The sequence below is a fragment of the Streptomyces sp. NPDC085460 genome, assembly GCF_044541975.1.
In the GTDB taxonomy this organism is placed as follows: Bacteria; Actinomycetota; Actinomycetes; order Streptomycetales; family Streptomycetaceae; genus Streptomyces.
In genome coordinates this window covers 62,374-86,170 of sequence record NZ_JBITTO010000009.1, presented here as the reverse complement: position 1 = coordinate 86,170, position 23,797 = coordinate 62,374, and the positions used below count along the sequence as shown (strand labels likewise).

General features: G+C 73.5%; 18 protein-coding genes. 8 read left to right on the top strand and 10 right to left on the bottom strand.

Annotation, left to right across the window (positions count from 1 at the left end):
- Positions 1 to 2: 2 nt before the first annotated feature.
- Positions 3 to 1,148 carry an acyl-CoA dehydrogenase family protein gene (locus ACIGHB_RS23785; RefSeq protein WP_360317805.1) on the bottom strand — a complete coding sequence of 382 codons (1,146 nt, stop codon included), beginning with the start codon at positions 1,146 to 1,148 and terminating at the stop codon, positions 3 to 5.
- Complete coding sequence (locus ACIGHB_RS23780) at positions 1,145 to 2,689, bottom strand: class I adenylate-forming enzyme family protein (protein ID WP_399915743.1); 1,545 nt, start codon at positions 2,687 to 2,689, stop codon at positions 1,145 to 1,147. The genes ACIGHB_RS23785 and ACIGHB_RS23780 overlap by 4 nt, the downstream gene beginning before the upstream one ends.
- 532 nt (positions 2,690 to 3,221) lie before the next feature.
- On the opposite strand from ACIGHB_RS23780, the gene argH reads away from it, so the two are divergent.
- From argH to ACIGHB_RS23755, 5 genes are all read left to right on the top strand, one after another.
- Entirely contained in the window at positions 3,222 to 4,763 is a 1,542-nt protein-coding gene (gene argH / locus ACIGHB_RS23775) for an argininosuccinate lyase (RefSeq protein WP_399915741.1), read from the top strand.
- A gap of 46 nt (positions 4,764 to 4,809) precedes the next feature.
- Positions 4,810 to 5,982, top strand: a complete 1,173-nt coding sequence (locus ACIGHB_RS23770) for an argininosuccinate synthase (protein WP_360317799.1) — start codon at positions 4,810 to 4,812, stop codon at positions 5,980 to 5,982.
- 17 nt (positions 5,983 to 5,999) lie between these two features.
- Positions 6,000 to 6,947: a methionyl-tRNA formyltransferase gene (locus ACIGHB_RS23765; RefSeq protein WP_399915739.1), complete on the top strand. Its 948-nt coding sequence runs from the start codon at positions 6,000 to 6,002 to the stop codon at positions 6,945 to 6,947.
- Positions 6,948 to 7,020: 73 nt separating this feature from the next.
- Entirely contained in the window at positions 7,021 to 7,869 is an 849-nt protein-coding gene (locus ACIGHB_RS23760) for an EamA family transporter (protein WP_360317795.1), read from the top strand.
- Positions 7,870 to 8,014: 145 nt separating this feature from the next.
- The gene (locus ACIGHB_RS23755) at positions 8,015 to 8,422 is read left to right on the top strand and encodes a hypothetical protein (protein WP_399915737.1); all 408 of its coding nucleotides are present in this window, start codon (positions 8,015 to 8,017) and stop codon (positions 8,420 to 8,422) included.
- Positions 8,423 to 8,728: 306 nt separating this feature from the next.
- Here the strand turns inward: ACIGHB_RS23755 and ACIGHB_RS23750 are convergent, their stop codons facing one another.
- Positions 8,729 to 9,508 carry an enoyl-CoA hydratase/isomerase family protein gene (locus ACIGHB_RS23750; RefSeq protein WP_360317791.1) on the bottom strand — a complete coding sequence of 260 codons (780 nt, stop codon included), beginning with the start codon at positions 9,506 to 9,508 and terminating at the stop codon, positions 8,729 to 8,731.
- Positions 9,509 to 9,602: 94 nt separating this feature from the next.
- Complete coding sequence (locus ACIGHB_RS23745; RefSeq protein WP_360317789.1) at positions 9,603 to 9,809, bottom strand: hypothetical protein; 207 nt, start codon at positions 9,807 to 9,809, stop codon at positions 9,603 to 9,605.
- A gap of 406 nt (positions 9,810 to 10,215) precedes the next feature.
- On the opposite strand from ACIGHB_RS23745, the gene ACIGHB_RS23740 reads away from it, so the two are divergent.
- Together ACIGHB_RS23740 and argJ are read left to right on the top strand one after the other, a co-directional pair.
- Positions 10,216 to 11,226, top strand: a complete 1,011-nt coding sequence (locus tag ACIGHB_RS23740; protein WP_399915734.1) for a LuxR C-terminal-related transcriptional regulator — start codon at positions 10,216 to 10,218, stop codon at positions 11,224 to 11,226.
- A 234-nt stretch (positions 11,227 to 11,460) separates the two neighbouring features.
- Positions 11,461 to 12,615, top strand: a complete 1,155-nt coding sequence (gene argJ, locus ACIGHB_RS23735) for a bifunctional glutamate N-acetyltransferase/amino-acid acetyltransferase ArgJ (RefSeq protein ID WP_399915732.1) — start codon at positions 11,461 to 11,463, stop codon at positions 12,613 to 12,615.
- 79 nt (positions 12,616 to 12,694) lie between these two features.
- Here argJ and ACIGHB_RS23730 read toward each other — a convergent pair whose 3' ends face one another.
- From ACIGHB_RS23730 to ACIGHB_RS23705, 6 genes are all read right to left on the bottom strand, one after another.
- The gene (locus tag ACIGHB_RS23730; protein WP_360317781.1) at positions 12,695 to 12,994 is read right to left on the bottom strand and encodes a phosphopantetheine-binding protein; all 300 of its coding nucleotides are present in this window, start codon (positions 12,992 to 12,994) and stop codon (positions 12,695 to 12,697) included.
- Between the two features lie 4 nt (positions 12,995 to 12,998).
- Entirely contained in the window at positions 12,999 to 13,703 is a 705-nt protein-coding gene (locus tag ACIGHB_RS23725) for an FMN-binding negative transcriptional regulator (RefSeq protein ID WP_360317779.1), read from the bottom strand.
- Positions 13,704 to 13,734: 31 nt separating this feature from the next.
- On the bottom strand, positions 13,735 to 15,225 hold the full coding sequence (locus ACIGHB_RS23720; protein WP_399915728.1) for a leucyl aminopeptidase family protein: 1,491 nt from the start codon (positions 15,223 to 15,225) through the stop codon (positions 13,735 to 13,737).
- 23 nt (positions 15,226 to 15,248) lie between these two features.
- Entirely contained in the window at positions 15,249 to 17,201 is a 1,953-nt protein-coding gene (locus ACIGHB_RS23715; RefSeq protein ID WP_360317774.1) for a carbamoyltransferase C-terminal domain-containing protein, read from the bottom strand.
- An 82-nt stretch (positions 17,202 to 17,283) separates the two neighbouring features.
- Positions 17,284 to 18,429, bottom strand: a complete 1,146-nt coding sequence (locus tag ACIGHB_RS23710) for an acyl-CoA dehydrogenase (RefSeq protein ID WP_399915726.1) — start codon at positions 18,427 to 18,429, stop codon at positions 17,284 to 17,286.
- Positions 18,426 to 23,066 (bottom strand): amino acid adenylation domain-containing protein, encoded by a 4,641-nt coding sequence (locus ACIGHB_RS23705; RefSeq protein WP_399915724.1) that lies wholly within the window; start codon positions 23,064 to 23,066, stop codon positions 18,426 to 18,428. The genes ACIGHB_RS23710 and ACIGHB_RS23705 overlap by 4 nt, the downstream gene beginning before the upstream one ends.
- 201 nt (positions 23,067 to 23,267) lie before the next feature.
- On the opposite strand from ACIGHB_RS23705, the gene ACIGHB_RS23700 reads away from it, so the two are divergent.
- Positions 23,268 to 23,783 (top strand): GNAT family N-acetyltransferase, encoded by a 516-nt coding sequence (locus ACIGHB_RS23700; protein WP_399915722.1) that lies wholly within the window; start codon positions 23,268 to 23,270, stop codon positions 23,781 to 23,783.
- Positions 23,784 to 23,797: the final 14 nt, after the last annotated feature.

Below are 23,797 nucleotides of genomic sequence, written 5' to 3'. Positions count from 1 at the left end.
GATCAGTCGCGGTCCTTCACGTCGGGGTGCAGGGACTCCAGGCCGATGCCGTCACGGGCGCCCCGCTGCGGCGGGTGGAACGCGAGGGCGTTCAGGCCGCCGGCGAGGAGGGTGTGGAAGGAGGTGCGGGCGAAGGCGGCGCCGCCCGCGGCCCGCAGCAGCCGGGCGCCGATGCCGCCGATCGCATCCTCGACCCGGTCCCGGGCCGCCACCGCCAGGTTGAGCCGGTCCCCGGCGGGGGCGCCGGCGTCGGTGGCGCGGGCCGCTTCGAGGAGACCGGCCTCCAGGGCGCGGAGCCCCGCCGTGGCGCCGGTCCAGCCGCGCGAGCCGAGCCGCCGCCCCGGGGGCGTGGCCTCGGCCAGACAGTGGGCGACCCCGAGGTAGGAGGCGCTGATCAGCAGCTGGAACCAGCTGTAGCAGTCGGAGGCGAAGAGCCGGCCCGTCTCGCCCCGCAGGGGGAAGACCTGGTCCGGCGGCACGCGGACGTCCGAGAGGCGGACCGCGTGGCTCTCCGCGGCGAGGAACAGGGGGCTGCGCCAGAACGGCTCGCGCTCCACTCCCTCGGCGGCGGCGTCCACGAACGCCTGGGCGAAGCCCTCGGGCGAGCCGTCCGGCGCGCGCAGCTCGACCATCAGCGACAGCACGTCCATGCTGCCGGACAGGGAGCAGGGCCGCTTGAGACCGCTGACGCGGTAGCCGGAGGCGTCGCGCACCGCCTGGCTGCCGAGGTTCCGCAGGTCCCGGCCGGGTGTCGACTCGGCGCCTCCGGAGGCGATGAGCCGGGCGTCGCGGGCGATGCCCCGCAGGATGGTCCGGGCGCCCTCGTCGCCGCCTGCCGCCACCTGGCCGAGCGCGGCGATCTTGTAGTGGTGCATGGTCGTCGCGATGGCCGCGGAGGGGGCCGACCGGCCGAGCGCGACCTGGAAGCGCACCGCGGCCTCGGCCGTCATCCCCTTGCCGCCGCACTCCGCCGGGACGAGCATCGTCGTGGCGCGGGTCCGCTTGAGGAGCGCGAACACCGGGCCCGCGTCCCGCTCGTACTCCTCCGGTGTGCCGGCCGTGAGCGCGGCGTGGAGTCCGTCCGCCACACCGTCGAGCCGTTCCCGCGCGTCCGGGAGGACGTCGTCCTCGATCAGGCCGGTGGTCATTCGGCGTTCCTCTCCTCGGTGCGCATGAGTTCCCTCACGGCGGCGTAGTCGGTCTTGCCGAGCGGTGTGCGCGGCAGCGCGGCGGCCAGTTCGTACCGCTGCGGCAGCTGGTGGGGGAGCAGCCGCTCGGCGAGCCGCCGCCGCACCGCGCCCAGGTCGGCGTCGCGCTCGACGACGAGCAGGGCCGCGACCCGCTCGGTGGTCCGGGGGTCCGGGACGCCGACGACCGCGCTCTCCAGCACCCCGGGGCACTCGCGCAGCGCGGCCTCGATCTCCAGCGGGCCGACCTTGTGCCCGGCGACGTTGACGAAGCCCGACCGGCGGCCGAGGACGTACCAGCCGTCCTCGTCGGCCCGGACGAGGTCGTGGGTCCGCAGCCAGCCGTCCTCGAACATCTCGGCGGTCTGGGCGGGGTCCCGGTAGTAGCCCCGGGCGAGCGCGGGACCGCGCACCCAGAGCTCGCGCACGTCCGCGCTGTCGGTGCTGTCGGTGCTGTCGGTGCTGTCGGCGCCTTCGGTGTCCTCGCCGTCCACCGGCTGGAGCCGGTGTTCGACCCCGGCGATGGGCGTGCCGATGGAGTTCCTGCCGACGTACGCCTTGTCGAAGCAGATGGCGCCGATCTCGGAGAGCCCGTACACCTGCCGCAGCGGCAGGCCGTACCGCTCCAGGAACGCCTCCTGGGTGCTCGTCCCGAGCGGCGCGCTGCCGGAGACGGCGAGGCGGAGGGTGCGGAGCGCCGTCGCGGGCACCCCGCGCGCCGAGGTGAGCATCCGGTACATGACGGGCAGTCCGCTGACCACCGTGACGGCGTGTGTCTCGACGAGCCGGGCGAGCCCCCGCCCCGTCAGCCGGTCGCCGCGGGCGAACACCACCGTCGCACCGTTCAGGAGGCCCGGCAGCGCCAGGATGTCGATGCCGTGGCAGTGCGACAGCGGCAGCGCGCACAGCACCACGTCCGAGGCGGTGAGCGCCAGCTCGCCGCTCCACAGCCGGACCCGGGCCGCGACGGCCGCCTGGCTCATGACGATGCCCTTCGGCTCGCCCGTCGAGCCGGAGGTGCAGTGCACGACGAAGTCCCCGGGTACGTAGCCCTCCGCGGCCCGCTCGCGATGCCGTGCGGCACCGGGCACGGGGTCCAGGCGGAAGGCGCCGGGTCCGCCGTCCGGTCCGGGGCCGTCCACGGCCAGCACGGTCAGGTCGAACCTGGCGCAGCCGCGCTCCCGTTCCCGCTCGGAGAGCCGGCTGTCGAGGAGCACCGTGACGACGTGGAGCTTCGCCGCGGCGAGATAGAGCGCCACGAAGGCGACCGGGTCGCCGACGGCGAGGCCCAGGACGTCGCCCTCGTCGAGTTCCGCCGCCAGCCGTCCGGCGGCGCTCTCCACCGCGTCGAGCAGGGTCGCGTACGACGACACCGCCCCGTCGAGACCGACGACGGCGGGCGCGTCCGGTGCGGCGAGCGCCGCCGCCAGGAAGGCGGTGTACAGCGGGCCGTGGTCTTCCGGGGCGTTCTCGACGCCGGCGGCCGGGGCTCGCTGGGGCACGGTGGCTTCCTTCGGGATCGGACGCGCGGGGCGCGTGTACGGGGCTTTCCTCTGCGGGCCTTCCTCTCCGGTCCGCCATTCCGGCGAAAGGACGGACATGACGGATCGTCCGCTGGTCCGCGGAAATTACTCGGCGCGGGAGAAGGGGTTTATCGCGCGGAGGGAATGCGAAGGAGAGGACGCGCGGTGTCATTCGCGGACGCCGTCCTGGCCGACCCTCGTGAACCGCGGTGCCGGATCGGCGGGCGATGTGACGAAATCACAGAGAACTCGGCCGGACAAGGCTGTTCCACATGGCGAGACGCGCAGGTGACGAGGGGTCAACACCCTTGCGGAAGGCGGAAATCGGCCCGTAGGCCGGGCTCTTTCGCCCGCCGGTACCCGCAGGGTGGGCTGTCCATTTCCGGTCACGACCCGACGCGGCCAGGGGATGCCCATGGACAGCCCTTCGGGCCGCGTCTGATGATCGAATTCGCCGTCGGCGGACGAGAAGTGCGACTGAAGCAGGTCCGGAGCTAAGGAAGAACGTGCAATGACCGATAAGTTGTGGGGCGGCCGTTTCGACGAGGACATCACGCCCGATGTCCTCGAATACACGCTCACGACGGATGTCGACGTCCGTCTCGTCTTCGCCGATCTCTGGCAGGACATGGCGCATGTGCTGATGCTCGGCCGGCAGGGCGTCATCCCGGAGGAGACCGCGAGCGCGATCCTCGGCTCCCTGCTGAAGCTGTGGGAGCGGCACGAGCGCGGCGAGCTGACGCTGCGTCCGGAGCTGGAGGACGTCCACTTCAACATCGAGCAGATGGTCATCGAGGACCTCGGCCGCGAGGTCGGCGGCCACATGCACACCGCGCGGTCCCGCAACGACCAGGTGTCCACGGACGCCCGGATGTACCTGCGCCGCGTCCAGCTCGACGCCGTCGCCGCCAACCTCGCCCTGGTCGAGGAGCTGCTCTCCTTCCCGGAGGAGGACCTGCTCTCGATCCTCCCGGGCTACACGCACAGCCAGGCCGCGCAGCCGGTCTCCGTCGGATTCTGGAAGACCGCCCACGCCAGCATGCTGCTGCGCGACGTCCGCCGTCTGCGCGGCGCGTTCGAGCGGACCGACGAGGCGCCCCTCGGCGCCTGCGCCCTGGCCGGCACGTCCTTCCCGCTGGACCGCGAACTCACCGCCCGTCTGCTGGGGTTCGGCAGCGTCCTGAGCCACGCCCTCGACGCCACCAGCGCCCGCGACTACCTCATCGAGACCGCCTCGGCCCTCGCGCTCGGAGGGAACAACCTCTCCCGCATGGCCGAGGAGATCGTCATGTGGAGCGGGCACGAGTACAGCCTGGTCGAGGTCTCCGACGCGTACGCCACCGGCAGCTCGATCATGCCGCAGAAGAAGAACCCGGTCGTCGCCGAGCTGACCCGCGGCCGGTCGGGCCGGACCGTCGGCACCCTCGTCCAGCTGCTCACCATGGCCAAGGGCGTGACGCTCGGCTACAGCTGCGACCTCCAGGACGACAAGCCGTACCTGTGGAACGCCATCGACACCTACCTGTCGACCCTGCGCATCGTCGCCGGCCAGACCCGGGGCCTGCGCTTCGACAGCGAGCGCGGCGAGAACCTGTGCTGGGACAACTTCTCCACCGCCACCGAGCTCGCCAACTACCTGGTCTCGGACCACGGCATCCCGTTCCGCGAGGCCCACCACATCACCGGCACCCTCGTCTCGACCCTGATCAAGGGCGGCGCGACGCTGCGCGACACCGCCGCCGGCGCCCGGATCCTCGCCGAACTCGGCCACCCCGTCGAGGAGTCGGTGCTGGCGCACATCTTCGCCCCGCGCACCGCCGTGACCAGCTACACCAGCCCCGGCGGCACCTCCCCGCAGAGCGTCGAGGCCGTCCGCGCCGAGCTTCGCGCCGCCGTGGAGGGCCACGCCGCCTGGCTCGACGCGACCCGGCGGACGCTCACGACCGCGCACGAGGCCACCCTGCGGGCCGCCCGCGAGGTCGCCGGCGGCGCGAAGACCGCCGAGGCCCTCGACGCCGTGCTCGCCGAGCTGCCCGCCCCGGCGCCGCGGTGACCCCGAAGGCACCGTCCCCCGTCCGCCACAGAACCCTGGAGAACCCATGAAGATCGTGCTCGCGTACTCCGGAGGACTCGACACCTCCGTCGCCCTGCACTGGCTGAAGGAGCGGTACGACGCCGAGGTCATCGCCTTCTGCGCGGACATCGGCCAGATGGAGTCGCTGGAGGTCGTCAAGGAGCGGGCCCTGCGCACCGGCGCGTCGAAGGTCTACATGGAGCCGCTCTCCGAGCGCTTCCTGAAGGACTTCGCCCTCCCGGCCCTCCAGGCGCACGCCCGCTACGAGAACAAGTACCTGGTGGCGGCGCCGCTCTCCCGGCCGCTGATCGCCCAGCGGATGGTCGAGATCGCGCACGCCGAGGGCGCCGACGCGGTCGCCCACGGCGCCACCGGCAAGGGCAACGACCAGGTGCGCTTCCACACCAGCGTCACCGCGCTCGACCCGAAGCTGAAGGTGCTGGCCCCCGTCATCGACTGGGAGCTGACCACCCGCGAGTCGGAGCTCGCCTACGCCCGGGAGCACGGCATCGAGGTGTCGGTGACCAAGGAGAACCCGTACAGCATCGACACCAACATCTGGGGCACCAGCATCGAGTGCGGTGAACTGGACGACGTCGAGCAGCCCCCGCCGGCCCGCGCCTGGCAGCTCACCGCCGACCCGAAGTCGGCGCCGGAGCAGGCCGAGCGGGTCACCATCGGCTTCGCCGCCGGCGTGCCGGTCACCCTCGACGGCGAGAAGCTGGAACTCACCGCGCTGGTCGACCGGCTGAACACGGTCGCGGCCCGCCACGGCGTCGGCCGCGTCGACATCGTCGAGAGCCGCGTCGTCGGCTTCAAGACCCGGGGCATCTACGAGGCGCCCGCCGCGACCGTCCTCATGGCCGCGCACGAGGAGCTCGAGGCGATCGTCCTGGACCGCGAGACGCTCCACCACAAGCAGGGCCTCGCCCTGCGCTACGCCGAACTCGCCTACTACGGCTACTGGTTCTCCGACCTGCGCCGCGCCCTCGACGGCTTCGTCGCCACGCTGCAGCCGCAGGTGAACGGCGAGATCACCATGGAGCTCTACAAGGGCTCCTGCACGGTGGTCAGCAGGAAGTCCCCGAACTCGCGATACAGCGGTGCGCTCGCCACGTACGAGGCCGGCGACACCTTCGACCACAAGGCGGGCGCCGGCTTCGCCTACGTATGGTCGCTGCCGCTCACGCGGCCGTGACCGGAAGGACCACACCCATGCGCGTCGTCTTCATGGGCTACCAGACCTGGGGCCACCGGGTCCTGGAAGCACTCCTGGAGTCCGAGCACGAGGTTCCGCTCGTCATCACCCACCCGTCGAGCAACCACGCCTACGAAACCATCTGGAACGACTCCGTCGCCGCGCTCGCGGAACGCCACGGCATCCCCGTGCTCACCCGCAAGTACGCCAACGACGAGGAAGTGGCCGAGCGGCTGCGGGAGCTGGAGCCCGACCTCCTGGTCTCCTCCGACTGGCGCAGCTGGGTCGCCCCGGAGATCTACGCCCTCGCCACCCACGGCGCCATCAACATCCACGACGCCCTGCTGCCCCGCTACGGCGGCTTCGCCCCGCTCAACTGGGCGCTGATCAACGGCGAGCCCGAGGTCGGCGTCACCGTGCACTTCATGGACGAGAACTTCGACCTCGGCGACATCGTGGTCCAGAAGCGCGTGGCGGTCGAGGACAAGGACACCGTCACCGACCTCTTCCACAAGACCATCGACCTCTTCGCGCCCGCCGTGCTGGAGTCGCTGGAGCTGATCGGATCCGGCCGCACGGACTGGATCCCGCAGGACCCGGCGCAGGCGACCTTCTTCCACAAGCGGTCCGTCGAGGACAGCAGGATCGACTGGAACTGGCCGGCCAAGGACCTCGCCAACCTGGTCCGGGCCCAGGTCGACCCGTACCCCAACGCCTTCGCCTACTACAAGGGCGAGCGCGTCCGCATCCTGGCCGCCTCGGTCTCGCCCATGCGGCTCGGCGGGACCGTCGGCCGGGTGTTCCGCCCGGTCGGCGAGGGCGTCGCCATCGTCTGCGGCCCGGACGCGCGCCGCGGCTCCGAGTACGGCCTGGTCGTGGAGCGGGTGCGCACGGACGACGGCGTCGAGCACCGCGGCGTCGACTTCTTCCGGACCATGGGCGGCTACCTGACCAGCCGTCCGTAACGCGTCCCCGAACCACACCGGGGGCGGCCCTCACGTGGCCGCCCCCGGCTTCTCTTCGTACAAGGAGTAACTGGTGAACCTGTTCCTGGCGCTCGCCTCGGCGATGGTGCTCGGCGCCGGCGACTTCGTCGGAGGGCTCGCGGCCAAGAAGGCCCGCGCCGTCGTCGTGGTCGTCTGGTCGAACGCCGCCGGGCTCGCCACCGCGCTCACCCTCGTCGGCCTGCTCTCCCGCTCGGGGAGCAGCTGGAACGAGGTCTTCTGGGGCGCGCTCGCCGGGCTGTGCGGAAGCGCGGGCGCCGTCCTGCTCTACCGCGCCCTGGCCAGCGGCGTCATGAGCCTGGTCGCCCCGACCACCGCCGCCGCGGCCGCGGCGCTGCCCGTCGTCGCCGGCGTCCTGACGGGCGACCGGCTCTCCGCCCTGGCCGTCATCGGCGTCGTGTGCGCCCTCGCCGCCGTGCTCCTCGTCTCCCTCAGCGGCGACGGTACGGGGGAGTCCGCCGACCGGCGGGCGATGCTGCGCAGCCTGGCCCTGGCGCTGCTCGCCGGTGCCGGATTCGGCGCCTTCTTCGTCTTCCTGGCCCACACGTCGAGCGACACCAGCCTGTGGCCGCTGGTGTGGGCCCGCTGCGCCTCGCTCACCGCGATCCTGCTGTTCATCCTGGTACGGCGGACCTCACCGGCCCTTTCCGCCCGGCCCGCCCGGCTCGCCCTGCTCTCCGGCGTGCTCGACATGGGGTCGAGCGCGCTCTTCCTCGTCGCGGTCCGGGACGGCAGCCTCGCCGTCATCGGGCTGCTGTCGTCGCTGTACCCGATCAGCACCGTGCTGCTGGCGCGGCTCGTCCTCAAGGAGCGCATCCGGGGGATCCAGCACGTCGGCGTCGCGCTGGCGGTGGGCAGCGTCGTGCTCCTCGCCTGGAACTGACCCGCGCCCCGACCGCCCGGAGCCGGCCCGCCGCCCGATGCGCCGGAACCGGCCGCCGCCCGATGCGCGGGAACCGGCCCGCCGCCCGGAGCCGGCCCGTACCCCGTCCGTTCGTCCGTCCCGTCTCCCTCGACCGGAGGTCCCCGTGCCCGCCACCGACCCCATCCTGCCCCCGACGAACGGAGTGATCAGGAGGAGCGGATCCACCGCCGACACCGTCGGCGACACCGGGACGGTGTCCCTCGACGTGCTCGCCGCCCGTCGTGCCCGCGCCCTCCCGCCCGGCGTCCGCTACGAACTGAAGGGCGTGGCCTTCACGCTGCCTCCCGTACGGGCCCTCCCCGTCGACCTGGCCGGGAGCGCCGCGGCGGGGGACACGGCGGAGCTGCTGCGGCGGGTCCTGGGCGAGGACGTCATCGGCGAGATGGCCGCCGCCGGCTTCACCCTCGGGGACTTCGAGCTCATCTGCGAGGACTGGCGCCGCCGCAACGGTCTGGCCGCCGGTACCGCCCCGCTCCTCCCGGCCGCCGTTCGCGCCGGAGGTCCCCGGTGACCCGGCTGCGCGCGTGGAAGGAGTTCGTCCTCGGACGGCTGGGGCGCCGGCGGGCCGCGGGGGAGGGCCGGGGGTCCGGCGGCGAGGGGCGCCGGGTCACCGGGGCGCGCGACCGGCTCGCGTATCTGCCGGGTCCCGACGGTGTGGCGATGACCCGGGACCGCGCGGGGGAACGGCACCCTGGCTCGTCAGGACCGGGTGGGTGACGTCCGGCCGCGCGCGCCTGTGCCCGCCGCTCCTCGGGAGCGGCGGGCACAGACGTGACCCCGGGAGCGGCGGGTACAGAGTCCACCCCGGGGCGCGGGGTCAGGACTTTCCGATGATCCGCCGCATCCGCTGCTGCGCCTCGCCGGCGGAGAAGGCCGTGCGGTGGGACCGCTTGCCCTCCTCGCGCACCCGCTGCAGACCCCGTACGAAGGGGCCGTTCACCCGGGACCGGGTCGACTGGACCGCGGCCGTGGTGTAGCCGGCGATGCGGCGCGCCCGGTCGAGCGCCCGGTCCAGCAGATCCTCGGGAGCGGTCACCTCGTGGAGCAGCCGGTCGGCGAGCGCCCGCTCGGCCGGCCACTCGTCGCAGGTGTAGAGCATGTCCTGCATGACGCCGCGGCCGACCACCGTCTCCAGCATGTAGCCGCCGAAGTTGCAGGCGATGCCGACCCGGAACTCGGGCATCACGAGCTTCGCCGAGCGGCTGCCGATCCGCAGGTCGCAGCAGAGGGCGATCTGCAGACCGACACCGATCGCGTAGCCGTCGATGGCGGCCACGACGGGCTTGGAGATGCCGGCGACGGTGCTGTACAGCGTGGTGATGTCGTCGATCCAGGCGTCGACCTCGTCGCCGCCGTGGAACTCCGACACCTCGTGGAAGTCGCCTCCGGCGCCGAAGGAGCGGTCGCGACCGCCGTACAGGACCACGCAGGCCACGGCGTCGTCGGCGTCCAGGTCCAGCATGAGCTGCGTGAGTTCACGCATCCGCGCCCTGCTGAACGGGTTCTGTTCGTGTGCGTGCGAGAACTCGACGAGGGCGACCCCGGCGGGCAGCACCTCGCACTTCATGCTCGCCGTCGTCGTGCTGGTGGGTGACACGCGGCAGCCCTCCCGGGCGGATCGGAACGTCGTGGCCTCGGACAGCGAGGCGGCGTGACGCGGACCGTCACGCCGAGGAGCGGGCGGGCGCCGGTCAGCCCCAGGCGAAGTCCTGCTCCGTCGCGCCGAGTTCACCGCTCTGGAGGCCCAGCGCGGGGCGGGCCTCGCCCGGCGGGAGCGCGGTCGGCACCGCCGCCGCCAGCCCTGCCGCGGCGACGATCGCGGCGGCGAACGTGGCCGAGCCGCGGCACATGCGGGTCCAGCCCGAACAGACACCCACGGACATATGACGTGCACTCACGTGAATCGAATCTCCCCAGGAAGGATGACATCCGGCCGGATCGTCCTCGTGCTGTCCGGCCGTCGTCCCCCAGCATGGTCAGGGGGCGGACGTCGGTACAGGGGCGCCCGGTGTCCGTCTGAGGACATGACAGAAAGCGGACATGGACGCGTTCTTCTCAGATGGCGAGACGCTGAAGGAACAGGCGGGATTCGGCCTTCAGCCCTTCAAGAATCGGAGGCGGGGGCGCCGTCGGCCGAAGATCCTCGGAACGCATATCGCCTGAGGCGCGCCGTATGCGGGCGAATGCGGAATTCTCCTCGATCCGAGTGAACGAGGCATCGTGAAACGCGAGCTTGCGTGCATATCTATGCCTCGCGCAGGATCCCTCTGTCAGGCGCGGCGTACGTGGGGGAGTTGTTGACTGATGAACGTGGGGACCGATGCTGTTCACGAACTGTTCCGATTTCTTGTTACCGCACCCGGGTCGACCCTGAGGGACGCCCAGGAGCACCTCAGGGCGGAGCCGCAGGCGCTCAGCTCCGCGATGGACTTCCTCGCCGACAGCGGACTGGTCCGGTCGAACGCGGCACAGCCGACGCCGGCGTCGCCCGAGGCCGCCCTCGCCCGGGTGCTCGAACGCGAGGAGGTGTCGCTCCGGCGGCGGCTGGACGAGCTGCACCAGGGACGCGTCGCGCTCGCGGCGCTGAGCGAGAACCTGATGGCCATCCAGGCGACCCACCGGGGCGCCTTCGGCGTGACCCTCCTGGAGAACGAGGCCGAGGTGGTGTCCGCCCTGGAGGGCGCGGCCGCCCGGGCCCGCAAGGAGGTCCTCAGCATGCACCCGGGCACTCCGCTCTCGGCCGCCATGCTGGCGGACAGCATGGAGCGGAACCAGCAGGTCCTGGAGCGCGGTGTGGTGATGCGCTCGATCCACCTCGACTGCATGCTGCGCATCCCCTACGGGCGGGCGCATCTGATGAACCTGCAGGAAGCGGGGGGTGAGGTGCGGGTGGCCTCCGTCCTGCCGCTCCGGCTGATCGTGGTGGACGGCGTGCTCGGATTCGCCTCGACCCTGCCGCGCGAGGGCCGGTTCGCCGCGCTGGAGTTCAAGGGGCCGGAGCTCGTCCACGTCCTCGTCCGGATCTTCGAGCACTGCTGGGTGCACGGGGCGGTCGTGCCGCCGCGCGGGGAACCGGTGAACCGGGCGTCCCGGGAGGGTGCCGAGGAGGCCGGCGCCGAACTCGACGAGCGCGAGCGGGCCCTGGTGCGGATGCTGGCCGAGGGACACAAGGACGAGGCGATCGCGCGCTGCCTCGGCGTGTCCTCCCGCACCCTGCGGCGGCTGATGACCGACGTGATGGAGCGGCTCGAAGCCGAGAGCCGCTTCCAGGCGGGCGCCAGGGCCATGGCCCGCGGCTGGCTCGACCACCCCTGAGCCGGAGCGCGGACAGGCATAGGTTTTATGCACCGGGGGCGGCCCTCCCTCCGCTGCCGTGCGGAGCGTGCGTGCTGCCGCCACCCTCCTCGGCGCCCCCGTAAGGAACTTGGCGGCGGATCCGTACGCTCCGCGTGTGGTTCCATGGCACCCTGGGGCAAGTAAATATTCTGCTTCCAGAATGTTGATGCGGCCGTCGGCGCGTGTCGAACAGATGAGAGAAGGCAATCGATCATGGAACTGGCAGTACCGCAGGGCTTCCGCTCGTACACCGCCAACATGGGACTGAAGGACGTCGCGCACGACTTCGCGGTGGTGGTGTCGGAGGTGCCGGCCGTGTCCGCGGCGGTCTTCACCAAGTCGCGCTTCGCCGGCCCCAGCGTGGTGCTCAGCCGCGAGGACACCGACCGGCACCGGAGCCGCGGCATGGTCGTCGTCTCCCGCAACGCCAATGTGGCGACCGGCAAGGTCGGCGCCGCGCACGCGGAGGAGGTGCGCAGGCTCGCCGCCGAGAAGGCCGGTGTCCTGCCCGAGGAGCTGGTGATCGGCTCGACCGGCGTGATCGGGCGTCCGTACCCGATCGAGAGCATCCGGGAGGGCATCGCCAAGATGCCGTCGCCCCTGCCCGCCGCCGACTTCGAGGCCGCGGCCGCCGCGATCATGACCACCGACACCCGTGCCAAGTCCGTCCACCTGCGCTGCGGCGACGCGGTGGTCGTCGGCATCGCCAAGGGCGTGGGCATGATCGAGCCCAACATGGCGACGCTGCTGACCTTCTTCTTCACCGACGCGCAGCTCGACGCGGACCGGCTCGACGCCGTCTTCCGGCGGGTGACCGACCGGACGTTCAACGCGCTCAGCATCGACACCGACACCTCGACCAGCGACACCGCGGCCGTGTTCGCCAACGGTCTGGCGGGTCCGGTGGACGAGGCCGAGTTCGAGGAGGTGCTGTACCAGGCCGCGCTGACGCTGGTCCGGGACATCGCCTCGGACGGCGAGGGCGCCGGCAAGCTGCTCGAAGTGCGGGTCACCGGCGCCCGGGACACCGCCCAGGCCAAGCGGGCGGGCAAGGCGGTGGTGAACTCCCCGCTGGTCAAGACCTCCGTGCACGGCGCGGACCCGAACTGGGGGCGGGTGGCGATGGCCATCGGCAAGCTCGACGACGACCTCGACATCGAGCCGTCCCGGGTACGGATCCACTACGGCGACCTGGAGCTGTTCCCCGAGGAGCCGGACGACGCCATGCTGGAGCGCGCCCGCGCGTACCTCATGGGGGACGAGGTCGTCATCCGGGTCGACCTCGGCATCGCCGACGGCGAGTTCACCGTCTACGGCTGCGACCTGACCGAGGGCTACGTCGAGCTCAACTCCGGCTACACCACCTGACGGATCGGGCCGCGGGCCACCGCGTCCGGCCCCTCCCGGGACACCGCGGAGGGGCCGGACGCGGGCGAGGCTCACCCGCTCACAGCTCGCCTTCCTCACGCTCACCGCGCGCTCCGGCCAGGCCCGCGATGTGTCCGGCCAGTCCGGACAGGGTGGGGTTCTCGGCCACGGCGACGATGCCGACCGCCACCTGGAACTCCTCGGACGCGGCCACGGCCATTCTCATGGCCAGCAGCGAAGAGGCGCCCAGCGCGAAGAAGTCGTCGTCCTCACGAATGCGCATATCGCTTTCTCCGAAAAGATCCCGCCAAATGGCCGACAATCTCTCCTGGATGTCCTCGGGGGAGGGGGAGAGAGCGGAATCAATTGCTCCGGGCATGGCTTCACCGCGCCTTTCGGATCGGGGGCTGCGTCGTGTCCTGAATCGGGGGCTGGGGCGCCAGTCTTCCGGCGTTGTGGGATTCCATGCGGTCCGCGACGGCGGACGCCGAGGCCGCCGCCTCGGCCGCGCGGGCACGGAACGAGGAAATCTGGGCCCGGACGTCCTCGGGCTGCTTGTTCTGACCGAACTTGACGATCCCGTCCAGCCGGTCCAGGGGCAGCTCGAAGGCGACGATCCCGCTCCGGAAGCTCTCGACGAGCTCCCCCGGAGCCCGGTCCAGGGTCCACGGCTCCTTCGGCAGGAACCGCGCCTCCTCGTGGGCGATCAGGTCCTCCAGCTGCCGCAGCTCCTCCGCCCCCTCCATCACCCGCGGCCGGCCGTAGGCGTGCACGGCCGCGTAGTTCCAGGTGGGGAAGTGCGGCTCGGAGGCGTAGTCGTCCGGGCGGATGTAGGAGTGCGGGCCGACGAAGGCGACCATCAGCTCCTCGCCGGCGTGGAGCACCGGCACCACCGGGTTCGCCCGGGAGAGGTGGCCGCGCAGCGTCCCGTACGGGCCGTGCCCGGGCCCCTTGTCGAGGACGAACGGGATGTGCGTGCCGTGGATGCGGCCGTCCACCACGGCCGCCAGCATCCCGAACGGATGGGCCTCGATCACCTCGTGATGGAGCGCCAGTTCCTGGGCGCGGTACAGATCGGGTACGTACACGGGGGCTCCTTGCGAGGGGAACGGGCGGCGGTCAGCGCCCGCACAGCCAGCGGGCGAGGGTTCCGGTGCCGAAACCCGTGGCGCCGGCGTTGTAGTAGCCGTCGATCCGCGGGGACCAGGCGGGCTCGGTGATCTCCAGGTGCGCCCAGGAGGCGGGCGCGAACCGGTGGAGGAAGGCCGCGGCCGTGGCGCCGTCCCCGCTGCGCGGCCCCGCGACCCTGCTGTTGGCGAACGGGGCCCACAGCTCGTCCCCGTACTCCTCCACCAGGGGCAGCGGCCACAGCAGCTCGCCCGCCGTCCGGCCCGCCTCGGTCAGCCGCGCGGTGAGCGCCTCGTCCGTGCTCCACAGCCCCGCCGCCTTCGGGCCGAGCGCGGCGGCGACCGGCAGCCCGAGCGCGGAGACGCTGACCGTGGACCGGGCGCCCAGCCGCTCCGCCAGGTACAGGGCGTCGGCCAGCATCAGCCGTCCGTGCCCGTCCTCGTGGTTCACCTCCACCGTCGCACCGGACGCCGTCGTGACGAGATCCCCGGTACGCAGGGCCCCGGGCCCCTCCGCCTTGGCCGCGGCGGGCAGGATCAGGTGCGTCTCCCGGCGCCCGCCCAGCGAGGCGAGCGCCGCCGCGGCACCGAGCACGGCCCCGGCCCCCGCCATGTACTTCTTGGCGCCCTCGACGGCGCCGCCGGAGCGTGCCACCCCCCGGTCGTCGTGGGTGAGCCCGAGGCCGATCACGGCGACCGGGGGCAGCTCGGGGGCCTCGGGCCGGTAGGTGAGCCGGACGAGGCGGGCCGGGTCGGCACTGCCGGCGACGGCGGCGGCGAAGCCGGTCAGGCCCCGCGCGTGCGCCTCGGCGGCGTCCCACACCTCGACCTCGAAGCCCTCGTGCGCGGCCAGCTCCGACGCCTCCCGCGCGAGCCGGTCCGGGGTGATGATGTTGGCGGGCGCGGCGACGTACTCGCGCGCCCGGACGACGGCGTCGGTGAACGCGTCCGAGGCGCGGAGCACCGCACCGGTGACCCCGCTGCCGAGCAGCTCGACCGTCTCCGGCTCCCGGGGCAGGTCGGAGCCGTAGTCAGCGCGGAACCGGTCCTTGAGGACGTTCCACCGGCCGCAGTGCACGGCGAGGCTCAGCCCCTCCGCCAGATGCTCGGTCACGTCCAGCTCACCGGAGCGCCACGACGGCAGCGCGAGGGCGACCCGCCGGTTGGGGCCGGTCGTCAGGGTCCGGGCCACGGCCGCGCCGGCCCGCCGCGCGGTATGGGGCGTCGCCTCCCCGGGGCGTCCCAGGCCGAACAGCACGAGCCGCTCGCACCGCCCCGGCGCACCGGGCCCGACGACCAGCTCGTCCCTGCCCCCGCCGAAGGAGTCGTACGAGGTCAGCCGTCGCAGCGCCCCGCCGAGGGCCGCGTCGAGCTCGCGCGGCCACGGCCGGTCGAGCAGGGGGGCGTCCTCGGCGAAGACGCCCACCGCCAGGACGTCGCCGCTCCACTCGGCGGCGGTCGTGGGGGAGTCCGTGATGTCCATGGGTTTCCTCTCGGCCCGTCGGATCAGGCTCGGGTGACGCGCAGGCCGTCCAGGTACAGGACGTCGAGCTCGGTCTTGAGAAAGAGGGCGAGCGCCTCCTCCGGCAGTTCGACGATCGGCTCCCCCGGCCCGTTGAAGGAGGTGTTCATCACCACCGGCACCCCGGTACGGGCGTGGAAGGCCGTGATCACCGCGTGGTACAGCCCGGCGGAGGCGTCGACCGTCTGGATGCGCGCCGTGCCGTCCACGTGCGTGACGGCGGGGATCTCCGCCCGCCGCACGGTCGCGTTGAAGAGCATGTACGGGGAGGGCAGCGGCACGTCACGGAACCAGTCGGCGGCGTGCTCGGCCAGAACGGCCGGCGCGAACGGACGCCACGCCTCACGGTCCTTGATCCTGTTCACCCGCTCCCAGTTCCCGGCGTCCCGGGGGTCGGCCATGATCGAACGGTGGCCCAGCGCGCGCGGCCCCGCCTCGCTGCCGCCCTCGAACCAGGCCACCACCCGGTTGGCGGCGAGATCCTCCGCCGCCCGCTCCGCGACCTCCCCGGCCCCGTCGAGCCGCTCCACCACGACGGCGTCCCCGACCGCCCGCACGGCCGCCGCCACCTCGTCCCGCGACGCGGGCGCGCCCAGGTAGGGCGAGGGGAACTCCGGCCCCGGACCCGTCTCCTGCGCGCGCGGACGGCCGAGGATCGAGTGGTGGACGGCGAGGGCCGCGCCGACGGCGATGCCGCCGTCGTCGCAGGCGGGCTCGACGAAGACGCGGCGGAACGGCCCCTCCTGCGCCACCTGGCTGTTGGACGGGCAGTTGAGCGCCGTGCCCCCGGACATGCACAGGTCGGGGACGGTCACGCCCGCCGCGCCGAGGGAGGCGTGCAGGGTGCGGACGGCCTCCATCCGCACCTCCTCGAACAGCTTCTGGGTGCTCGCGGCGATGTCCGCGTTGACCGGCGCCGTGGCCTGCCCGGGGTCGCCGTACGGGGCCAGGTCGTAGCCGAGCCGCTCCGCCTCGCGGCGGCAGTGGCGCAGCCACGCCGTGGCCACGTCCGTGCGGAACCGTCCCCGCAGGTCGTGGTGGTTGCCGAGGAAGCGCGAGGAGTAGAACCGCGGACGGCCGTAGGCGGCGAGCCCCATGAGCTTGCCGGCCGGGCCGACGACCCCCAGGCCCAGCGCGGCGCCGACCCGGTCGTACAGACCGCCCAGACCCAGGTGGTGCGGGGCGAGCGGGTACAGGGCCTCGTCCCGGCCCAGGTAGTACATGCCGCTGTGGTAGCTCTCGCCCTCCGCGTAGCCGTCGTGGGTGAGGACGGCGGCCTCCCGGAAACCGGAGGCGTAGTACACGGACCCGGCGTGCGCCAGGTGGTGGTGGACGGCGTACCCGGGGACGGTGACGCCGTCGAGGCGCACCCGCACGGGCAGGTGGAAGCCGTACCGCAGGCGCTCCTGCGGGGCGGAGGGCGCCGCCGCGATCTCGGCGAGGCCCCGGCCGTCGGCCCAGGACGGGTCCGAGACGTAGTCGTCGATCCACGGCGTCGCGCGGATCGCGGACCGCTCCAGGCCGGTGTGCTCGGGAAACAGCTTGGCGTACGAGCGGCCCAGCCAGGTCGCGGCCAGATCCGCGTCGTACAGGAAGTCGAGGAACTCCCCGCCGCCGCGCCCGGCGGCGGCGTCCGGCTCCTCCTCCAGGAGGGTGCAGGGCCGGCCGAACGGGTCCGTCGCCGCGTACTCCACCGACAGCGCCGCCGGGTCGTCGGCGATCAGCTCGACGCCCTGGGTGGAGCAGACGGCCACCGCGTCCACGTCGGCGGCGCCGATTCCCGCGGTGCCGAGGGCGCGGCGGACCGTGGCCACGTCGAGCGTCGCCGCGTGCTTGACGCGGGTGTGCCGCTCGCGCAGCACGTACGAGGCGATCGCCCCGTCGCGCAGAACGCTGACGGCGGCGTCGTGGCCGAAGTGAAGGCCGAGGACGATCATCGGGTCTCCTCATGCGGCGCCTGCCGAGGCGCCTCGCGGGGGCGGGAAGGAAAGGGGGAGGGGCGGGGGTCCGGGCGGGCGGTCACACGAGGGTGAGACCGCCGCCGCGGAGCCACTGGTCGAGACGGTCGCGCACGGCCGTCTCGGCCGGCGGATGGAAGGTCAGCGCGCGGCTGGCCAGCAGCAGTTCGGACCCCGGCCCGCCCGACACGAACGGCATGCCGCCCTCGATCTCCAGCGCCCGGTCGGTGGCCTCCGCGATCGCGCGCTGCGCCGTGTACCGGACCAGCAGCGCGCGGCCCAGCGCGTCGTCGCCGCCGGGGTCTCCGGCGGGGGCCGCGCCCTCGTCGCCGGCGGCGTCGAGGTCCGCGGCCAGCGCGTCGAGGGCCGCCGCGACCGTCTCCAGCGGGGCCAGGGCCGCGACGCGGTCGCCCGGTGCGCCGCGCTCCCCGGTGAAGAGGCGCTCCACGTGCCCGGTGGCGATGCCGAGGTAGGCGGCGGTGATCAGCAGCTGGAACCAGAGCAGGTTGGAGGTGAACAGCCAGGGGGAGGCGGCGGGATCGCCGAGCGGGACGATCATCTCCTCGGGGACGAACGCCCGGTCGAGGACGAGGGCGTCGGTCTCCGTGGCCCGCAGGACGCGGTTGCCCCAGAAGGGGCGCCGCTCGACCCCCTCGGTGACGGGGAGCATCAGCATCAGCAGCTGTCCCGCGTACGGGCCGCCGGCCGGGCCGGCGGCCGACAGCGACATCAGCCCCAGCGAACGGGTCAGGGAGCAGGGCTGCTTGGTCCCGGAGACCAGGAGCCCGCCCGGCGCCGCCACCACGTCGATGCCGGGCGTGAACACGTTCTTGCCGACGGTGCCCTCCGCGCCGCAGGAGGCGACGAGGTGCCGCTCCGCCGCGATGCGCCGCAGGACGGCCCCGGCCGCCGGGCCGCCGCAGCGGGCCAGCCACGCCACCTTGTAGTGGTGCATCGTCGAGGCGACGGCGAGGGAGGGCGCCCTGCTGCCGACGGCCCGCTGAAGGCGGACGCCGTCACGGCAGCCGAGCCCGGCACCTCCCAGGGCGGCGGGGATCAGCAGATTGCCGCCCCCGGCGGCCCGGAAGGCGTCGACCGCCCCCGTGCGCGGGTCCTCGGCGGCAGCCGTGCCCCACTCCGCGAGCCGCGCGTCGAAGCCCGGCAGCACCTGGTCGAGCAGTGCTCGCTCGGTCGAGAGAAGTCTCATGCGTGGTCCTGGTCGGGAATCGGGTCGGACGGGCCGTGGGCGGCCCCGGTCACCGCGGCGATACGACGGGCGACGTACGCCGCCCCCGCTCCCCGTACGACGGAGAAGTGGTCCTCCGGCAGGACGGCGAGCCGCCCGGCGCCGGGCAGTGCTCCGTCCAGGGGAAGCAGCGAGGGGAACGCGTCGTGCGGCGTGCGCTCGGCGCGGATCAGCAGCCAGGCGGGGGCCGGCCGGGCGGGGTCGTTCGCGCCCGGGTCGGACTCGCCGGGGGAGGACGTGCCGGGGGCGGACTCGCCGGGGGCGGACGTGCCCGTGCGGGGCGCGTCGGCGGGCGGCCAGACGGCGGGCGTGTGCCGTTCGAGGAGTGCGGAGTTGTTGCGGTACACCGCGAAGAGACGCGACAACTCCTCGCTCTCCAGCGGGCGTCGCAGGAGGCCCGCCGTCACCAGCGCGTCATGGGCGTCCGCGAGCCGCCGGGCCTCGGACCCGCCCTCCGGGAGGTCGAGCCGTCGCAGCGGGTCGGGGCGCCCGGTCAGGTCGCCGAAGAAGCCGCCGAGGCGGGCCGTGAGGCCGGGAACGGAGCCGTCGCCGCGTCCGGTGAACGAATCGACCGTGGTCAGCGAGGCGACGGCACGGCCCTGCCGTTCGAGCAGCCCGGCCATGTGCAGGGCGATCGTGCCGCCCATCGACCAGCCCACGAGATGCAGCGGGCCGTCCGGCAGCTCCTCCAGGAGCGTGCGCGCGTACTGCCCGGCCATGGCGTCGACGCTGTCCGCGAGCGGCTCGCCCGGGTGCAGCCCGGAGGCCCGCAGGCCGTACAGGGTGGCGCGGCCGGCTCCCTCACCGGCCGTCACCGCGTCCACGATCTGCTGGTAGCAGAGCACGTCACCGCCGACCGGGTGGACGAACACGACCTGGCAGGCGCCGGTGCCGCCGAGCACGGTGAGCAGACCGGTCCCCCCGGCCCGGGAGGCCGTGTCCGCGAGCAGCGCCGCCTGCGCCCGTACCGTCCGGTGACGGAAGAGGGAGGCCAGCGGCAGCCGGCGGCCGAAGGCGGCCTCGACGGCGCGGAACAGCCGCACCGCCGTCAGGGAGTTGCCGCCGCGCGCGAAGAAGTCGTCCTCCACCCCGCGGGCGGCCGGTCCGAGCAGCTCCTGCCACAGGGCGAGGAGCCGCTCCTCCAGCGGCGTGGCCGGCGCCTCGGCCGGGGCCGGGGAGCCCGCGCCCGGCGCGGGCCCGTCGGCGAGGGCCCTCTCGTCGAACACCTTCTCGTCGAGGACGGCGAGGAGGGCCTTGCGGTCCACCTTCCCGTTGCCGCTGAGCGGCAGTTCGGGGAGCTCAAGCACGGCGGCCGGGACCATGTACGGGGGAAGGACCTCGCCGAGCCGGTCCCGCAGTTCCGCCTGGTCGGCGGCGACGGCGACGGCGGGGCCGGGGCGATCGCCCTGGCCCGCCGCCCCCGCTCCCGGCCGGACGACGAAGGCGGCGAGGAACGGCTCGCCGCGCGAGGTGTCGACCAGGGCGACGGCGGTCTCCACCGCCGCAGCGCGCACCAACTGGGTCTCGATCTCCCCGAGTTCGACGCGGTATCCGTTGATCTTGACCTGATGGTCGGCGCGCCCGAGGAACTCCAGGACGCCGTCCGCGCGGTACCGGGCCCGGTCGCCCGTCCGGTAGAGCGGCTCACCCGTGACGGGGTGCGGGAAGAACGACGCGGCGGTGCGCTCGGGGTCGTGCCGGTAGCCCGAGGCCACGCCCGCGCCGCCGATGTGGAGGTCCCCGGGGACCCAGGTCGGCGTGTCCGCGAGTTCGCCGTCCAGGACGTGCATGGTCTGGTTGGCGAGGGGGGTCCCGTAGGGGACGCTCTGCCAGTCCTCGGGCTGCTCCGAGGTCCGGAACCAGTTCGACCAGATGGACGCCTCGGTGGCGCCGCCCATCGCGATCACCTCGGCGTCCGGGCAGACCTCGGCCAGCCGCTCGACGAGGGAGAGGGGCACCCAGTCCCCGCTGAGCATCACCAGACGCAGGGACGCGAGCAGGTCGCGCGCCCGCTCCCCGAGGTACTCCAGGGTGAGCGCCATCAGGGCGGGAACGGAGTTCCACACGGTCACGCCGTGCCGGCGCACGCTCGCGGCCCATGCCTCCGGGTCGGGGACGGGGCTCTCCGGCGGACACACGACGGCGCCGCCGCAGCCGAGCAGCCCGAACTGGTCGAAGACGGAGAGGTCGAACGCGAGCGAGGAGACGGCCAGCACCTTGTCGCGCGCGGTCAGGCCGAACCGGTCGGTGAGGTCGCGGAGCGTGTTGACGGCGGCGGCGTGCGGGATGACGACACCCTTGGGGGTTCCGGTCGATCCCGAGGTGTAGATGACGTAGGCGGTCCGGTCGAGCGGGCCGCCGGTGCGGTCGGCGTCCTCGTCCGCCGCGCCTGCGGACAGCGCGTCGGCGGGGATGTCCGCCGGGCCCTCCGGGAGCGTCTTGGCGGGTGTGTCCGCCGGGTCCCCGGCCGGCTCGTCGGCCAGGGGGTCCGTCCCGTCCCAGGGGACCACCTCCACCCCCTCCGGCACGGCCTCCGCCGTGTCCGGCCACGGGGCGGTGATCAGCGCCCGCGCGCCGCTGTGACCCAGTACGGTGCGGACCCGCGCCGCCGGCCAGGAGGGGTCGATCGGAACGTACGCGCCCCCGGCCCGCAGCACCGCAAGCACGGCGATCGACTGCGCCCGCCCGCGCGGCACGCGGACGCCCACGAGCACCGGCTCGTCGGCCCGGCCGGCGGCGGCCCGGGCGGCGGTCAGCCGGCGGGCGAGCCGCGCCGACGCCAGGTCGAGCCCGGCACCGCTGAGCGTCCCCTCCGCGTCGTGCACGGCGGGGGTGTCCGGGGTCGAGCGGCAGCGCTCCAGGACGAACGAGTGGAGGGTCCCCGCGGGCAGGTCCGCGGAGGTGGCGTTGGCGAGCCGCCGCTCCCGCAGCTGCCCGGAGGGGAGCGGTACGGGCGCCGTGGCGTGCCAGGCCGCGTCCGTGTCCGCGAGCGCCTGGAGACGGGCGCGGTGATAGGCGGTCAGCTCCTCGATCATGCCGGGCGGGTACGCGTGCTCGGCGTAGTCGAAGTTGCAGACCAGCTCGCCCGCCTCCTCGTACACCTGGTGGTCGAGCAGCACCTGCGGCGTGCTGATGGAGCTGTGCGCGAGGCGCGCCCCGGGCAGCGGCAGCAGGAAGCCGCCGGGGGCGCCGTCGACCAGGTCGAGGCCGCTGGTGAACACGACCGGGAAGGGGCTCCCTCCCCCGGCACCGCCGGCGAGGGCGCGGCCCACCTCGACCCCGGAGACCTCCAGGGCGGCCAGGTCGGCGTACAGGGCGCCCCGGGATCCCCGGCAGCGCTCGACGAACGAGGTCCCGGGCTCCGCCGCGCCGTAACCGGCCAGCACGGTGGTGCTGGCGTTGCCCCAGACCCGCTGGAGACCGGGATCGTTGCCCGGCCGGTGCGAGGCGAGCACGGTGAGCGTGCCGGCGGCCCCGTCCGACCAGCGGTGGAGGGACTCGGCGAAGAGCGAGAAGAGCGCGGTCCCGGCGGGCAGCCCGGCGGCGGTCGCGTGGGCGCGGAAGCGACCCCAGGCCGCCGCGTCGAGCCGCGTGGCGATCCGCCGGAGCGGGGCGCCCCCGGGCCCGGTGTCACCGGCCCGGGTGTCCCCGGCCCGGCCGGCGCCGTGCGGGCGGGTGGGCAGCGCGGGAGCCGGCGGCAGCTCGCGGGAGCGGTGTTCCCAGTAGCGCCGGGCCACGCGATGGGCCTTCCCGGTCCGCCGCTCCTCCAGGCCGTTGACGTAGTCCCGGAACGAGAGCGCCACGGCCCGCGGCACGTGGCCGGGGTCGGCGCAGCACCGGGCGAGTTCGGTGAAGAAGAGCTGGGTCGTCACACCGTCGAAGGCGATGAGGCGCAGCGCGACCTGGAGCCTGACCGTGCCGTCGGGCAGCGTCACGTGGCGGATCAGGAACGGACGGCCCGCCCGGTGGTCCGGCAGGTCCGCGGCGAGCCGCGAGCGGAGGGCCGCCAGCTCGCTCTCGGCGGCCCCGGCGGAGAGGGCGGACAGGTCCCTGCGGTCGACGACGGGGGCGGCGGGCCCGTCCGGGGCGGGCAGGATGCGCTGGGTCCCGTCCGGGGACACGGCGAGCCGTAGGGAGCCGTGGGCCCGCGACAGGAGGTCGAGTGCCCGGTCGAGGGTGTCGGCGTCGGGCGCGGATCCGGCGGGGAAGGCGTACTCGTGGACGAAGACGGCGGGGGCCGGGTGGTCGTAGAAGTCCTGTTCCCCGACGAGGTACGCCTGCTGGAGGGCGGTCAGGGGGAAGGGTTCGCCGGCCGCCTCCGGATCGGCGGTGAACCGCCAGACGTCGTCCGGCCCGTCCTCCGGACCGCCCTGCGGCCCGCCCCGTTCCTGCGGCCCGTTCTCCGGCCTGTCCTCCCAGGAGCGCAGCAGCTCCACGAGGTCGTCGCGGCAGCCCCGGGCCGCGGCGCGGAGGTCCTCCGTGAGCGCCCCGGGCGGAGCCGAGTAGCGCAGCGCTCCGCCGTCCAGGCTGAGGACGACCCCTGCGGCGCACAGTCTGTCGTGGATCTCGGCTGCCGCGGACAGCGGTGAGCCCGGCATAGTGAATCTCCAGAGACCGTCGAGGGCGAATGAATGCGGGAAAGGGATCAGGGGACAGGGGGGCGTCGTGGTTCCCCGGCCGCCCCGATATTTCCGTGAGGGGTCGGGGCTGTACAGCGCCTTCCTTGTCCGCCAGTGGACATGTCCGCAACCGGAATGCGGTCCCGGAGGCGTCCGTCTTCCCTGTGGTAGCTTCCGGGCATGTCCCAAATGACGCTGAGCGGAATCACGTTGAGGCATCCGGTCGCCGAGGACCACCCGCGGGTCCTTCGGGTTCTCGACCGCTGGTGGGGCGAGTTCGAGGGGAGTACGGGGAGTGTGCAGCGCGCCCTCCTGCTGCCCCGGCTCTACTTCCAGCACTTCACGTCGAGCAGTTTCGTGGCGGAGGAGAACGGGGAGATGGTGGGATTCCTCATCGGATTCCACTCCCAGTCGAGGGCGGACGAGAGTTACATCCATTTCGTGGGGGTCGCCCCCGAGTGGCAGGGCCGTGGATTGGGCCGGCATCTCTACGGGAAATTCTTCGAACTGAGCCGTGACCGGGGCAGTTCCGTGGTGCGCGCGATCACGTCCGCGGCGAATTCCGGCTCCTACGGGTTCCACACGCGGATGGGTTTCACGGCGGAGCCGGGCCCGAAGGAACTCGACGGGCGCCCCCTCCAGCCCGACTACGACGGGCCCGGCCTCGACCGCGTCTCGTTCGTCCGCGCCCTCTGAGGGATCCGGAACGC

Coding starts and splice junctions, on each gene's coding strand:
- ACIGHB_RS23785 (WP_360317805.1), bottom strand. CDS start 1,148: ATGACCACCGGCCTGATCGAGGACGACGTCCTCCCGGACGCGCGGGAA.
- argH (WP_399915741.1), top strand. CDS start 3,222: ATGACCGATAAGTTGTGGGGCGGCCGTTTCGACGAGGACATCACGCCC.
- ACIGHB_RS23770 (WP_360317799.1), top strand. CDS start 4,810: ATGAAGATCGTGCTCGCGTACTCCGGAGGACTCGACACCTCCGTCGCC.
- ACIGHB_RS23765 (WP_399915739.1), top strand. CDS start 6,000: ATGCGCGTCGTCTTCATGGGCTACCAGACCTGGGGCCACCGGGTCCTG.
- ACIGHB_RS23740 (WP_399915734.1), top strand. CDS start 10,216: ATGAACGTGGGGACCGATGCTGTTCACGAACTGTTCCGATTTCTTGTT.
- argJ (WP_399915732.1), top strand. CDS start 11,461: ATGGAACTGGCAGTACCGCAGGGCTTCCGCTCGTACACCGCCAACATG.
- ACIGHB_RS23730 (WP_360317781.1), bottom strand. CDS start 12,994: ATGCCCGGAGCAATTGATTCCGCTCTCTCCCCCTCCCCCGAGGACATC.
- ACIGHB_RS23720 (WP_399915728.1), bottom strand. CDS start 15,225: ATGGACATCACGGACTCCCCCACGACCGCCGCCGAGTGGAGCGGCGAC.
- ACIGHB_RS23715 (WP_360317774.1), bottom strand. CDS start 17,201: ATGATCGTCCTCGGCCTTCACTTCGGCCACGACGCCGCCGTCAGCGTT.
- ACIGHB_RS23710 (WP_399915726.1), bottom strand. CDS start 18,429: ATGAGACTTCTCTCGACCGAGCGAGCACTGCTCGACCAGGTGCTGCCG.
- ACIGHB_RS23705 (WP_399915724.1), bottom strand. CDS start 23,066: ATGCCGGGCTCACCGCTGTCCGCGGCAGCCGAGATCCACGACAGACTG.
- ACIGHB_RS23700 (WP_399915722.1), top strand. CDS start 23,268: ATGTCCCAAATGACGCTGAGCGGAATCACGTTGAGGCATCCGGTCGCC.